Source organism: Ruegeria atlantica (assembly GCF_013032005.1).
In the GTDB taxonomy this organism is placed as follows: Bacteria; Pseudomonadota; Alphaproteobacteria; order Rhodobacterales; family Rhodobacteraceae; genus Ruegeria; species Ruegeria atlantica_A.
On the sequence record NZ_WQBE01000005.1, the window covers coordinates 79,137 to 93,396 of the forward strand.

Annotated in this window: 12 protein-coding genes and 1 tRNA gene; 5 read left to right on the forward strand and 8 right to left on the reverse strand. The window is 52.7% G+C overall.

Annotated elements, in window-relative coordinates; translation table 11 throughout:
• Positions 1 to 150: 150 nt before the first annotated feature.
• From GOX21_RS11215 to GOX21_RS11230, 4 genes are read left to right on the forward strand one after another with little or no spacing between them, the layout of a single operon-like run.
• A complete protein-coding gene (locus tag GOX21_RS11215; protein ID WP_170377270.1) occupies positions 151 to 1,389 on the forward strand; it encodes an oligosaccharide flippase family protein in 1,239 nt (412 codons plus the stop codon).
• Positions 1,386 to 2,300, forward strand: coding sequence for a glycosyltransferase family 2 protein (locus tag GOX21_RS11220; protein WP_170377272.1), 915 nt, complete (start codon positions 1,386 to 1,388; stop codon positions 2,298 to 2,300). Before GOX21_RS11215 ends, GOX21_RS11220 begins: the two co-directional genes overlap by 4 nt.
• A gap of 20 nt (positions 2,301 to 2,320) precedes the next feature.
• Complete coding sequence (locus GOX21_RS11225) at positions 2,321 to 3,307, forward strand: glycosyltransferase family 2 protein (protein WP_170377274.1); 987 nt, start codon at positions 2,321 to 2,323, stop codon at positions 3,305 to 3,307.
• A gap of 13 nt (positions 3,308 to 3,320) precedes the next feature.
• Positions 3,321 to 4,232, forward strand: a complete 912-nt coding sequence (locus GOX21_RS11230; RefSeq protein WP_170359500.1) for a glycosyltransferase family 4 protein — start codon at positions 3,321 to 3,323, stop codon at positions 4,230 to 4,232.
• A 686-nt stretch (positions 4,233 to 4,918) separates the two neighbouring features.
• Here the strand turns inward: GOX21_RS11230 and GOX21_RS11235 are convergent.
• The 5 genes from GOX21_RS11235 to GOX21_RS11255 form a co-directional block, all read right to left on the reverse strand.
• Positions 4,919 to 6,613, reverse strand: a complete 1,695-nt coding sequence (locus GOX21_RS11235; protein WP_170377275.1) for a hypothetical protein — start codon at positions 6,611 to 6,613, stop codon at positions 4,919 to 4,921.
• A 57-nt stretch (positions 6,614 to 6,670) separates the two neighbouring features.
• Complete coding sequence (locus GOX21_RS11240; protein WP_170377277.1) at positions 6,671 to 7,762, reverse strand: dsDNA nuclease domain-containing protein; 1,092 nt, start codon at positions 7,760 to 7,762, stop codon at positions 6,671 to 6,673.
• Positions 7,763 to 8,035: 273 nt separating this feature from the next.
• Entirely contained in the window at positions 8,036 to 8,200 is a 165-nt protein-coding gene (locus tag GOX21_RS11245; RefSeq protein WP_170377279.1) for a hypothetical protein, read from the reverse strand.
• Positions 8,201 to 9,600: 1,400 nt separating this feature from the next.
• Positions 9,601 to 10,152, reverse strand: coding sequence for a recombinase family protein (locus tag GOX21_RS11250; protein ID WP_170377281.1), 552 nt, complete (start codon positions 10,150 to 10,152; stop codon positions 9,601 to 9,603).
• Between the two features lie 142 nt (positions 10,153 to 10,294).
• Entirely contained in the window at positions 10,295 to 10,462 is a 168-nt protein-coding gene (locus GOX21_RS11255) for a hypothetical protein (protein ID WP_170377284.1), read from the reverse strand.
• Positions 10,463 to 10,774: 312 nt separating this feature from the next.
• Here GOX21_RS11255 and GOX21_RS11260 point away from each other — a divergent pair, with 312 nt between their 5' ends.
• A complete protein-coding gene (locus GOX21_RS11260; protein ID WP_170377286.1) occupies positions 10,775 to 11,713 on the forward strand; it encodes an Abi-alpha family protein in 939 nt (312 codons plus the stop codon).
• A gap of 134 nt (positions 11,714 to 11,847) precedes the next feature.
• Here the strand turns inward: GOX21_RS11260 and GOX21_RS11265 are convergent, their stop codons facing one another.
• The 3 genes from GOX21_RS11265 to GOX21_RS11275 all read right to left on the reverse strand — a co-directional run bounded on the left by GOX21_RS11265 (position 11,848) and on the right by GOX21_RS11275 (position 14,207).
• Positions 11,848 to 12,384, reverse strand: coding sequence for a hypothetical protein (locus GOX21_RS11265; RefSeq protein ID WP_170377288.1), 537 nt, complete (start codon positions 12,382 to 12,384; stop codon positions 11,848 to 11,850).
• A 142-nt stretch (positions 12,385 to 12,526) separates the two neighbouring features.
• Entirely contained in the window at positions 12,527 to 14,053 is a 1,527-nt protein-coding gene (locus GOX21_RS11270; RefSeq protein ID WP_170377290.1) for a DUF6538 domain-containing protein, read from the reverse strand.
• 79 nt (positions 14,054 to 14,132) lie between these two features.
• Positions 14,133 to 14,207, reverse strand: a tRNA-Thr gene (locus tag GOX21_RS11275).
• Positions 14,208 to 14,260 lie beyond the last annotated feature (53 nt).

Sequence of the window (14,260 nt, forward strand, 5' to 3'; positions counted from 1 at the left end):
TGTGCGTCAGACCGGCATCGGGATTGCCGTCTATCCCAATCGGATAGGTCGCTCGCCCGATGGTTCGTCTGGCTGTCCGCCCGCGTCTGGGACAGGGATGTCTCTGCCAACTAGAACTGATCCCAATACTGTTTTTGGACACTTGGCGACATGACTCAGCGATTGGCACACTCCAGTTTCCTGCGGCACCTGCTAGCCTATGCGGCGTCGGAAGTGGCGGCAAAAGCCTCACGTCTTGCGGTGGTCGTGGTTGTGGCCCGCACCCTCAGCCCCGAGGCAATAGGGCTGGCTGCCGCTGCCCTCGCGGCAGGGGATATTCTAAAGGCGCTAACCGAGAACGGCGTGGGGCAGAGGATCATCCAAGCCCCGCAGTCCGAGCTGGAACAGCGCTGCAACACCGCGCATCGTATCTTCTGGGTCTGGTGCGGGGCGCTGTTTTTGCTGCAGGTGACTATCGCCATTGCCCTCTATGCGATAGGGCACCAGACCCTGGCGCTGCTGCTCGCTATTCTGGCCGGAGAGTACCTGTTCATGCCCGCCGGCCTGGTGCAGGCCGCGCTTGCGATGCGTGAGGGCAAGCTACAAAAGACAGCCGCTGTTGCCGGAGGGCAGGTGGTTGGCGCAAATGTTATGGCCGCGCTACTGGCGCTGCTCTGGGCCTCGCCGCTGGCTTTGGTTCTGCCCCGATTGCTGGCCGCCCCGATTTGGCTGGTCCTGATGCGCCGTCTACGTCCCTGGGCATCAAACGCGGAGCGCGGGTTTGCCGCCCTTCGCCCGTTTGTTGGCTTCGGCTGGGCCGTTCTGGGGGTTGAGGTTGTCAAAGTTCTGCGTTTGCAGGCCGACAAGCTTGTCGTCGGCGCGATGCTGGGGGCCGAGAGCCTTGGCATCTACTTCATGGCTTTCAACGCTGGGCTCGGCTTGGCGACATCGTTCACGCAGGCCTTTTCAGTCGTTCTTTTCCCACATCTTTGCGCAGCCCCGGACAAGACCAAGGCGTTGCGTCATGGGCTCGGTACGTCCCTCCTAGTACTGTCCCCGCTGGTTTTGCTGCAAGCCGCCCTTGCGCCGGTCTACGTGCCGCTGCTGCTGGGTGCTGAGTGGCAGCAGATTTCACCGGTGGTCTCGGTCTTGTGCCTTGCCGCATTGCCCAGCGTCATCTGGTCCGCCGTGGCCGGCTGGCTGCGGTCCGAGAACCGCGCGATCACCGAGCTACGAGTCAGCACGGCCCTTGCATTCGCATTGATCCTCAACACCGCGATCATGGCCCCGTTCGGGCTGATGCCAGTGGCGATGGGATACCTGATGACCAGTGCTTCCCTCATGTTGATCGCCTCTTGGGTGCTGCTGCCTCGGGATCAAAAGACAACAGAGAGGTTCGGCTTCCAATGACCCGCTTTACCATCATCGTGCCGTTTCACACCGATGCGGACACAATTGCTGAAACGCTGACCAGCATTCGCGCGCAAAGCTTCACGGAATGGGAGGCGATCTGCGTCGGCGACCGTCCCTCGAAGGCGTGCCTGTCCATCGTGCTGGATCACATTGCCCAAGACCCCCGTATCCGGGTCGCAAGCAGCCCCTTCGATGGCCCAAGTGCCGCCCGCAACTATGGGGCCGAACTGGCCAAGGGAGACATGCTGGCGTTCTGTGATGCAGACGATCTGTGGCACAAGGACAAGCTGGCGCAGCTTAACGAAGCCTTTCAATCCTCTTCGACGGATGCTGTTTTTGGGCAGATCGGGTTCTTCGCCGATCAGCTCGGAGATTCTCAGACATGCTCGACCGTTCCTAGCGCACCACTGAACATTCAGGACCTGTTGGCTGAGAATCCCGTCTGCACCATGTCGAATCTTTCGATCCGTCGCGAGGTCTTTAACGCCATTGGCGGGTTGGACACGAGAACGGTGCATAACGAAGATTTGGAGCTGTTAATCCGCCTCGTAGGCAAGGGGTTTACCGTCAAAGGGGTCAATCAGTTCCAGGTCTGGTATCGCACCAGAGCCGGGGGCTTGTCCTCGGACCTGAACGCAATGCGCGCTGGGCGGGCCTATGCGGTGAAAACGGCTGCGTCTTTTGGCGTGTTCCCGTTGAGGTCGTCCGAGGCCGTCTATTTGCGCTATCTTGCCCGCCGGGCGCTGCGGTTGGGGCATCAGGGTCAGGCCCTGTCTTACACACGCAAAGGCTTGAGCCTGCATGCGCGCAGTTTCCTGCTGCCCCTGCGCCGAGGACTGCCTACCGCCGCAGGGGCCGCGCTGGCCCCGATCCTCCCGCAAGCGATCAAACGCGCGTTGTTTTCTTAAGAATTCTGAAGGAGATCACCATGCCCACAGCATCCATCGTCGTACCCGCCTACAATGCCGAAGCAACCTTGGTCGAAACGCTCGCCTCACTGCAGGCGCAAACCTATGACGATTTCGAAATCATCATCGTCGACGATGGATCGCAGGACGCGACCTCTGAGATTGCCCGCGCGCACCAAGGCGACCCGCGCGTACGACTTGTCGGGCAGGCCAATCGTGGGCTGGCGGGGGCCAGAAATACTGGCATCGCTGCCGCGCGGGGTACGTTCATCGGCTTTTGCGACGCCGACGATCTGTGGATGCCCGAGAAGCTGGCGGCTCATATTCACCATCTCAAGGCCGAACCGGATGTGGGAGTTAGTTTCTCCGGCAGTGCCTTGATCGACGAGGCGGGGTTCATGATGGGGATCAAACAAGCACCCCGCCTGAAGGATGTGACCTCAGCCCATGTTCTGAACCGCAATCCAATCGGCAATGGATCGGCGGCCGTTATTCGAAAGACGGTACTGGAGGCTCTGGCCTACCGCCCGAGTTTTGAGATCGAGCGGGATTGGGTCTTCGATGAGACGTTCAGGCAGTCCGAAGATATAGAATGCTGGATGCGGCTGATGTTGACGACCGATTGGCAGATCGAAGGCGTTCCGGGGCTGTTAACCTATTACCGGATCAATGCAGGCGGGCTGTCAGCGGCTGTGGACCGCCAGTTGGAGGCGTGGGAGCGGTTGGTCGCGAAGTTGCGCCCGATTAACCCTGAGTTTTTTGCCCAGCACGAACACTCAGCGCGGGCCTATCAGCTACGCTATCTGGCACGGCGGGCCATCACCAACCTCGACCGGGACACAGCTTGGGAGTTGTTTGCGCGAAGCGTCCAGGAAAGCCTCCGCCCGGTGCTTGAGGAACCTGTGAAGTCGTTCAGCACCTTCGCCGCGGCCCTTGTGTTGAAAACGTTTGGACCCGGCCCGATCACCCGGCTGAGGCAAATGAAATCCAAACTGCAATCGATTTGAGAGAGGCATCATCATGGAACAGAAAAAGGTCCTCCACCTGGTAGACGACACGACAGCGGGCGGCGTGATGCGAATGCTCGACCATCTTTTGGCGCAGTCAGATCTTTCCGGCGCGATCGAGCAAAAGGTGTTGAAGGTCAAACGGACCGCGTTTTCTTGGGGCAAACTGGATGCGGATGTCATCGTGTCCCACGTCGCACCAAGTTGGAGAAGCCTGCCTGCGTTCTCGGCCCTTCGCGCAATGCATGTTAATAATCGACTTGTCCATGTCGAACACAGTTACACCCGGGCATTCACCACCCTGAATGTCCCTCACAAACGTCGGTTTTTTGCGATGCTTCGGGTGATCTATTCCTTCTTCGATCAGTTGGTGGCGGTCAGCCATGCGCAGGCGGACTGGATGCAAGAACGACGCCTAGCTGCTTCAGAAAAACTGGCCGTCATTCCTCCGGCCGTTGATCTTGAGCAGTTGTCACGAAAGACGATGCCTCCCAAGTCAAAGACCACAATTGGCGCCATCGGGCGGCTTGAGCAGCAGAAAGGCTTCGACATCCTGATCCAAGGCTTTCGGTCAACCCGAACGCCGGGCGCGCGCTTGTTGATCTTTGGCGAAGGCAGTCAAAGGTCATACCTTGAGGCGTTGGCTGAGGGTGACCCGCGCATCGAATTTCGGGGTCACGCCAAAGATCCGGCAGAAGCTTATCAAGCCGTCGATATCATTGCGATTCCCTCGCGTTGGGAGGCTTATGGACTTGTGCTGGACGAAGCGCTTGCCGCGAAGCGCAATGTGATCGCCAGTAAAGTTGATGGGTTACGTGACCGTGAAGGAGATACAAGAGTTTCATTCTGCAACCTTGACCCTAATGATTGGCGACTTGCGATCAATAATTTTCTGCTTTCCGACACAATTGAGAAAAGCAGCTGAATCAAAATCTGACACTAGAACTTTTGCCTTTTTGCCGAGTCATTCGCAGCAAAATCAATTGTGATTTCAAAGATATTGCCTAAGGTCAGCTTTGCGTTTTGTACGCGCGTACTTAGCGCAATACATCTTGGTGTCCGCTTTGGACTAAGAGCGGTCGTTGCCTTGTGCTAAGTGGATGGCGGCTTTGTCCGCACCTCGGACGTAGCTCCGTCTTATGTGAACGTCCCCTGTCGGGCTGAAGCGGGCATTCGTCCCGAGCCCCAATTCGACAGCCTTCAAAGAACACCAAGAGCCTTACTTCAGAGAGGATGGTCCTTTGGAAATCATGCCCGCAAAGTCGGCGAACCTCAATGGCACACGCAGGGCTGACTTAGGGGGTAGGCCGGGGGGCGGGTTCGTCAGTTAGTTGCAACCTATCATCGAATGCTCAAGCCAATCGGCGCAATGTAGCCATCGGATGAGGAATCCTGTGCGATGGCCCCCATGTGGTCGCCTATCCCCTGTGGGGGCACGCCGACAATTCTATAAGTCTTTGATTTTATGGTGCTGCTGGAGAGAATTGAACTCAGACGCATTTCATTCAATGCACTGATTTTGTTTCATAAAAATTTGTATGAAGCAATCCCTGTGTAGGGAAGTTGTGGGGCCAATCTCATGGGTGAATGGTCGTTGGTTTGCAGAATCTTTCATTCCATCGTGAGTATCTTATTAAAGAACGGCTCAAAAAATGTTCTCACTCTTTCAAACTCGTTCTCTCGAAGTACCTGCCGCTTTGCCTCGCCATAGGTTGCGATGGTTACTCCATTCAACCCTTCATCCGGCAACTCTTCAGTCGCGACAATCGTCTGTATTTCATCTGGCACGCTTCCAAAGATGAATTTTAGCATCTGAGGCAAATGGGTCTTGTCCTGACCCTGTTGATTTGGCGAGTCGATAACAATTGGGAACCGCACGTTTTCGGTGTACTCAACCTTCGTATGCAGGAAGGCGTAATAATAAGCGAGAAGAGCTCTGGGCCCCTCACTACCTCGAGCCGCGCTAACCGAAGTGATTGGCTGTTTTTCCGGGTTGTCGAGGAGAACATCCAACCTTTGCGCGTTCATGGACAAAAAAGTCCGGTAATTTTTGAGAATTTCAGCAGACCTACCGCGATCACTGAACTCGCCCATCTTAGATTGAGCAGCTTCTACTTTCTTTCTAGAGTTATCTGTCGCTACGATCTTTTCATCCAATGAAACGCGCAGCATTTTAGCAGCCTCAGTTTTTCCAGCTGCTGTTAGAACGTCATTGAGTGATACAGACTGCTTCTTTACATCTAGAATCCTTTGTATTCGCGCTAGACTTGAGTTGATCGTTTCAAGTTTTTCTTTCTGGGTCCGCTCTTTTTCCACTACGCGGTCCAAATTGGATTGCGCTTTAATCAGGGCCGCCGAAAGCACTCCCTCGTCTTCAATTAATGCAAACCGATCAGCTAGGCAGTTTTGGTATTCCTGCCCACAAGTTGGGCATTCAACTTCTTTCGGTAGCGATGTTGCCATCTCAAACTCGCCACGCATCTCGAAAAGAGCGCTTCTTAAGAGGTTGGCTTCGGTCTTGAGAAGATGTGCTTCCTCGCGGAGGTCGGAGAGTTGCTGCCTATGGCTGACCTGAAGACCCAGAAGGTTTTCGCTTTCCGTGATCAAATCGTCACATGCACCCTCAAACTCCCGAAGATCGTACGTTGGTGTAGAGCCCTCAATCGCTTCGATCTGCTTCATCGTTTGGCGCAGCGTTTCCACGGCGGTCTCCAAGCCAGCGAGTACAATCCTTTCTTGGGTCAATTCGGCCCTTGCCGAATAGTAGCCATCGGGCCGTATTCCGGAGTGATAGTCTGCCAAAGTGGTCGCGCTATTTGGCAGGTAAAAGTCCTTTTTAAATGATATCCAAGGTTTGTCCCAACTGCCGTCCTGATCAATATAGAAAGGCGCAAACAGATAAGCAGGAAGTGGCGTCAACGTCTGGCCATGTTTGTCAGCCATTTCTAGCTTGAACTCAAAGAACTTGGCGAGCTTGGGACCCCAGTCCTTCACAAGACGCTGACCCCAAAAAACTCTGTTGCCACCTTCATCGAAGAGCGAATGAACCCCGTGTGCTTTTACGGAGAACCATACTTTCCCGGCGTACTCAAACTCCAAACAACTCGAGGCGCTTGCAGACTTCCAACGGTTATCAATTTTGTTCGGTGTTGCTCCCAGCGCTTCGTACAAGCTCTTCATAATTACTGATTTTCCGAAGCCGTTTGCGCCTTTGATTAACAGTTTTTGATAGTTCAAGGGTACGTGCAACGCTCTCTTTTCTACCTGTGACAACAGGTAGAGATTCTTGAATTTTACTTTTTGCATTGCGCTTCTCGCTTAGTTTTCGAAGGACGCGACGAAGTTTCGACGTTTCTTCGCGTGTCATGTTACGGCCTCCATAACCTCGACGATCATTGCAGCCTGAAGATCATAACTCTCGGACGGTGGTTCGTGGCAAAGGCCGCTAATATTGAGCAGTGCTATTGCACTAAAAACACTGTCAATTTCGTCGATTTCGAGGTGAGAAATAGCATTGGAGATTGAGGCACTCAGGTCTAATGCCGCTTTCTCCCCCGAGCGGCGAGCATTGGTGTAGGAAAGGCACTTGTTTTTTGTTCTCTGAATTTCCAACCCCATTTTGCCTTTCTTGGCGAGCTCATCGTGAACAACCGGCCACCACTCGACCGCATTTTTCGATCGGTTTTGAACTATGTGAATCATTTTGCTGATGTCGTTGCGGTTGAGAGATACACGCGCTTGTAACTCTTCGACTGTACCCGACTTTGTTTTGTTTCCGGTACACTCCCCGGCAGAAGCGAGCAGAGCTTCGTAAAAAGGGCTTGAGCAGGCTACAAAATCAGGGTGCAGTTCCTCTAGCAGCTTAGTGATCTGCCCCATCACTGTTAAACGATAGCTTTCCTTGTCATAGGGTACTCGCTCAAAAGATAGCAGATTGGAATGCGAGCTATCGAAAGCACCGCTAAAGTCAGCCTCCAGAGCCTGGAACAACGCCTTTTTGTCTTTTTCGCAAAGGTCGGCGACCGTTAGCTCGCCATCAAGTAGAGTCTCCTTTTCGCTTGATGCTGGCGTAGCTTTCAAGGGTCTATTAGACAGAATACACGCACGGCGAATCTCCGGCCCGAACTGCGCGATGTTGTAGTAAGCCTTTCCGATAATTGATTTCGGCAATTCCCCCTTGGGTGTGCTCTGCGCGAGCCGTTTCGCGGTCCAATTAAGGTGGTGAGTGGTTTTTATCTGATAGAACGAAAGCTCAGCCTCCTCACCTTCTCCGACAAAGAGCACGAGGTCATCATGATGATCAAATACGGCGACGAATTCCTTATTCTGACGGTGCAATTCCAACATCAAAGCCATCGAAACGTTAACTTGATAGTCGAATGCGCTGAAAGTATTCGGTCCTGCTGTCTCCCGTGGGGTTTGTTCAGCAAACGTTGACAGCGTCGTCTTAGGCAAAGGCTTTTCCAAAAAAAATCACACTTCAGAAACCCTTACACCACCTAGAACGGTATTTCAAAGCAATCCATACAATCAAAGGGTTGTTGACTAAATTTTTTTTGTATCTTTTTTACTTGGGAAAAACGTGACGTCCGTTTTGGGTTGTTCATGTAGATCAATCCAAGTTTGGGTATCAATGAAAGTGCTTCGTTTAGGGAGATCTCCCGGCTCAATCGCTCAACCATCTGTCTCTGTGTTGCGCTGGTCGTCGTCACCAATTTTTGGGGGACTCTAGTGCTGGCCCGTGGCTTTGTCGGTCGGCTGTTCGTCAATCTTGTCGCGGCCCAAGCGGGCACTTGCAGTTGACCTCTGGCGTTTCGTGAACGCTCGACGCTTGTAGTAGCCGATACGACGCAGCCTTTTGTCGGCCACGTGGTTCTGTTCATTCAATTCCACTATGTTTCTTCATAGATGAAAAGGACGCCCGCTGTGGACGCCCTGTTTTCTGTTTATGGGGACACGGTCGGCCCACTCCGATTTGATGCCTGCAACGGACGTTGAATGAAGTCAGCTTCGTCTTGATGTTCGGGATAGCGGGCGAAGTCATAAGCAGGCGTGCCACCTCGATGCCTTCAATCTCATCGCCGGCTTGCACCCTGCGGACATATGTCTGGATGGAAAGACCATAGAACCTCTGGGTATATGAGCTTGCTGCCTGTGCTATGTTCTTCCGCCCTGACTTTCTGGGCTGTGTACGCAGCAACTTAGGGTCACACAGAATGTTCCTGAGACCCGCATCTACGGAGATGTAAGACAGAATATGTAGCATAACGCCAAGACGCTCGGAAGGAGCGACGGAGTAGACCATTTGTTCCAAGTGTCTCGCGCGCTCATAATGCGTCCTAGACCGCACCTTGTTCTCCAGCGCACGACCCCCTCTTGTACTGTTCTTACTGCCCGCCTTCTTGCATTTGACTGAGCAATACTTCTGGTCGGACCTTCTGGGTTCAAACGTCTGGGTGCACCTAGCGCACGCCTTAAGGTTCCCCTGAAGGGATGCGACAATGTTCATTTGGAGGTTTCCTTACGGTGAGATTGTGGTGTGATGAATGACGATCATCATCCCTTGGTCTCTCCACGAACGGAGCGAGCCATAGGGGGGCACCTGAACGTGTTGGCAGTGAAACTGCATTACATTCAGGGGAAGACTTTATTGGGGTTGATTTTGATGAAGGAGACGAAGGTCGACGCACCTTAAGGGTGGCCTTTAGGGTTACTATTACATATGCGGAGGGACCTTTTACCGACGCCATCCCTCGCTACACTGTATTCGACGTGGCTTTTTAACTGATAACGCCCTTATGCACAGGCACGTCGAAATGATCTGACGGAACCTAAGCCCCGCTATCTCAAGGCAACCAAGAAGGGAACCACACATGACGTGCCCGATAGGTTCCACTTCAGGGAAACCCACGGGGAATGCTAGGGTGAGATGTCCAGTACACAGGACGCTTCGCCACAGATGGTCTGCTATCAGTCTTCCTGTCGGTCGGTGATAACACCATGCTGACATCGTCTCGCACTTCCATGAAACGAGGCAATTCGGAAATTCTGTGTACGGCATGTATGTGGGTGATTTGACCCTATCTGGCCGTTAGGTAGGGCTACTATGAGCAATAACTTCGAACCACCGGGCGCGTTCTGTTAGGGCTCGTATGAGGGTTATCTCCGACCCAATAGCGAGCGTTCTGTACGGCTAAAGTGGGGGTGAATTGGTTTCTGCTTTTATGAGCGATGACTGTTGTTCGCTGACTACTTACTTTCTGCATGTATGGGGGTGAACTGTTTTCAGCCCCTCAGGCCGCCTCTTTGGCCAGCCTGTAAACCGTCGCTCTGCTGACCCCATAGTCCTTTGCGATCTGGGTTGGCTTCTCACCATTTTGGAACGCCTCACGAATGGCTGTGGCCTTAGTCTCGTCCATAGCTGGGCGTCCTTTGAACTTCCCCTCAGCCTTGGCCTTAGCAATCCCTTCACGCTGCCTTTCAAGCATCACCTCACGTTCAAACTGAGCAACAGCACCGAGGATGGTTTCAAGCATCTGTGCGGTGGCGCTGTCGTTCATCATGGGCATGTTCATGATGTGCAGTTGAACGCCTTTGCCTGAAAGCCGCTTGCGTAAATCGATGAGGTCAGGGACCGAGCGCGCTAGACGGTCCAGCTTAGTGACAACCAGAGTGTCCCCTTCACGGGCATAGTCTATGGCTGCCTCAAGCTGGTCACGTTGCTTCACACTACTGACCTGCTCAGCAAACACCTTCTCACAACCATGGTCTTTCAACTCACGCTGCTGCGCTTCAAAGCCTGCGATCTGGTCTGCTGTCGACGTCCGCGCGTATCCGATTAGCATGTGCCTGTCTCCGAGTGTGTATCGTTAACCTTTGAGAGTTAAGTAAGAAAGTGCGCTATAAGTTTCAACCCACTTAAATGAGACAGTATCTTAGGGGTTGGCACCTGTCTTGTTACACTCTGGTCAAATGAGACGCGCGCATTCAGGCTGCCGTAGCTGTCTTCCTGTGGTTCGTGAACATCAGACGGTAGCGGCCAACATCAACGAAGGTCTCGCCCGGTCCCTCACGGGTCACCTTAAAGGGCGTTGAGTGCGGGTGACGCTCGATGAGCAAGTCAAAGTGGTCGACGCAATAGTCAAAGACGATCATTCTACTATTCCTATTCTTGGTAGTGCTGCATCTATGTGATGCAACGTGTAGATGATTCATGCGAAGCTTCGCGTCAACCCTTTGTTTTTAATTAATTAAAGAGACTTTCCCGCAGGTGCTGAGAACTGATCTTGTGACACCCCCCCGGGGGGTAACGCGGTGCCTCTCTTACTATCTCTGGGCCACAAATTTTTGTGGTGAAATCATTCTGGCGTAGGATTCTGTGCAAGTACTCACACCCATAGGACCCCTGTTCGGCCGCCCCTGAATAAACTATAAAATCAGAAACTTAAGATAACGTAGGGTGAGTATATGCCAAGTGATGATGATACGAAGCCGAAGGTCTCCGTGGATGTAACAATTGGAAAACAAATTGATGCTGCGCTTGGCGACGTTATCCGCGGCCTACTACAGAAGCCTTCCGAGGAAGCAGGAAACCTGTTGGCAGACGGTATCGGTATATTAGGAGATCGGGTCAAACGAAAACGTTTGCTCAATACACAGCTAGGCTTGGAAGAAACCAGAGGTGCGCTTGAAGAACGAGGCATAGAGCTAAAGGACATTACGCCACCATTAGAAGAAGACTTACACGTTCTTCTAGATGGTATGTCTGTATCTGCTGACGAAAAGGTTAGAGCGCTTTGGTCTGGATTATTAGCAAGCGCACTTGACCCCAACAAATCCCAAAGCATCGACCGCCCTTTGGTCTCCGCTATTTCCTCACTATCCCCTGCTGATGCGAGGATTATTGAGTATGTGGCTTTCGTAGTGAAGAACAACCGCGCAATACAACAAGATGCGACGAAGGCGGCGGGCTTGGAGGGAAAGAAATGGCTCACCTATGGGGACGTTGACCGGGTCAAGAAAGAACGGCAGGCAATGGGGCCGCGTCTCATTACGTTCATGGAAGATACATCTCGAATGGCGGCAGAGTTTGAGCTTCAAGAGATTACCACGGCGGACGACTGGTCGGATAACTTGAGGCGAGTGGGTGTCATTCGACCAAAGCCCGAAGAATACACTCCTATCACTGACGCGCCCTCATTTAGCAGTATGGATGTTCATGGCGGGCATATTTCAGAGCTTTTGAAGTTTGTCGAAGAAAGAGTTTCAGAGGCGGAAAGTTTGTCTTTGGAGGGTCTGGAAATAGACTTCCTTGTCAGTCGCAATGAAGACGAGCAAGAGGTGAGCCTAGGAATTGAACTTACACGGTTTGGCGAGAAACTTTGCCAAGCATGTGGTTTGTTGTAATGCGTTGTTGCAGCTATCGGCTTGTGATTTTCGGCCTTTGGTTAAATTTTCCCGTGGGTCAACATTAGCTAAATTTGATTGCTTTCTCGACGCTTTGCAGTGTTTTCCTTAGAGGTGCGTCCGAAGCGTCGAGGCTATAGAGAAAGCCCCATTACATCTGTCACGCCCCATGTCATACACGCGGCGGGTGCAGAATCTTCATGGTCACAAAAATCCAAGTTTTCGAATTGCCCGCTTTCAAGGTCTGACAGTTCTACTTGAAACTCAGCTTCGTTCAGGGGGTCTATCCAAATTGGTGTTTCGGCTGAGTACTCCTGTTCCTCGCCTTTCTCGTCAAAAATGCTAACTGAGATTTGTATCCAAGTAGTCACGTGGTCTGGTGTCTTGTTTTTGAGAACGCCGCCCCAACTTACAGTTTGCTGCTTCAGCCGCGGCCCCGCGCGGCCTGTCGCGTGGTCGTTATGGTATAGACGCTTGTGAAACGTTGTCACGCATGTTGCCTTTATGACTTCTGTAGAGAGAAGCTCGCTGTCCGAATAAGACATGCAAGTTTCGACACCTTTCAAGGTTCCTTGGTTTATCGCCTCGTTTATCGCCCGTTGCACTGGTTTAACGCCTATGACCAAGACCGCTACAAGACATGCCAACCCCACTATAATATAGTTTTTCACTAAGTTTATCTCCGCCAATTATTTCAATCTGTTTCGCATGTTGCGATGAAACGGTCCACTTGCTTTGAGCTATTGCACTTTGCCGCTTTCGGATAAGAGGCCAAAACTTGGGATTTCTCAAACGGCAGGAAACTTAGAACTTCTAGTCGAGCTTAATGCACGGAATTTTACAGATTTCGCGGTATAGTGTTTCAACGGGAAAGTCCCCATAGTCGTCGCCTGCGTTACCAGATGCGTGACCGCAGATTGCATTCTGATAGGCTGTATCGACATCCGCATTCCGCGCCTGAGTCTTGAATCTATGTCGCCACGCATGGCTCGGCTGTATCCTAGGGTCTGCTATGCCCACCTTGTTCCTAACCCAATCGCCAACCTTATCACGGGCGTTCTGGGACAACCGCAAGGCGTCTTCCGGGGTCCTGCCTCCATCGTGGAATAGATACCCCGCACTGGTACTGTTAATGAAGTCAACAAGGCCAATATCGTTTAGGTGGGGGTGTAAAGGCACGGTTCGATAGCGTCGTGCTTTGACGCTCCCTGCGTCCGGCGTGATTAAGAGCCATTGGATATTCCCTTCGCTTCGCAAGTCTTGTTTACGGAGCTGTGCGATTTCACCTGCCCTCGCTCCGGTATAGGCGCAAATCCAAGGTATCCAGCGGCAGGCTAGTTTGTTTTTTCGGGTGGCCCGTGCGTCGTCATTTAGGGCGTCGTTGGCGTGTCGCAGTATTCTTTTCGCTTCATCATCTGTGAAGCCCTTAGAACGCGCCGCAATAGGTTTTGGAACTTTGAAGGAAACGTCCTTGGATGGATCACTTTCAATCAGAAACTTCGACCGTGCCAAGCGAAGAATAGCTTTGATGGCCGCTAGGTATTTTCGGCCAATGGTTTTTGCCGTAAGGTCCTTCTCGTCCCGCAAGTAGTCGCACCAGTCAGCAATGTCCTTAGGTTTTATTCGGGTGACATCCTCATGACCCAGATATGCGATCAGAGCATCCTTCTTCTGAGCGAAGTCATCGACCGTTGCGGCTGCCTTTCCGTTACTCAAGTGGTCTTTCTTCCACCGTTCAAAAAGGCTGGTGAGGGTGGGGCCTTCGGTTGCCACTTTTGGCGAGGCTGAGGGTTCCCACTCAGGGAAGCGCATAGCTTGAGGGTCCGGGGTGAAGTCGCCTTCGGCCCGCTTCAATTGCTGACTAGCTGCCTGCTTCCAAGACCTATGGACTTCGCGTAGCAAACGAGTGCGCGTAGGTTCGTCTACAGCAATTCCTTCTTCTGCCAATATCTCGTCAGCGGCATCTCCGTACCATTTTTCTAATCCGCCCTCAGCGGCCTCCGCTTGGTGGCTCAGTTCCAGAACGCGGTTCCAAATCTCAGGTTCACCCGGTTCGTTTTCCAGCACTTCCATAAGGCGGAAGTAAACACGCCCCGAAAGTGCAACGATCTTTTTCAAGGGAAGCGGTTCAGGCTTTGCCCGAAGGGACGCCCATCGCTTTTGGATTTTGGCGTATTCAGCCGCAAATCTCTCTTTGGCCTCTGCTGGGTCTCTGGTGCGTAGTGACTTTGACACCTCGGCACGGCCAACGATTCCCTTAAGGTCCGCTGGAACGCGCACCCTGACGTAGTAGATTCCGCTTTTTTTGTCTTTGACTGGTGTAGGCATGATAAGGGTCACTGTGTAGGACTCCTGTGTAGGAGTCTGCAAGCGCAAGCCGTTGGTTCGGCGTAAGTTTTTGAGGAATATAAGGAAATCATGGTGCTGCTGGAGAGAATTGAACTCTCGACCTCTCCCTTACCAAGGGAGTGCTCTACCTCTGAGCTACAGCAGCGCTGTGGGCGGGTGATTAGACGCAAACGAAACAGGGCGCAAGGGTCTCTGGAC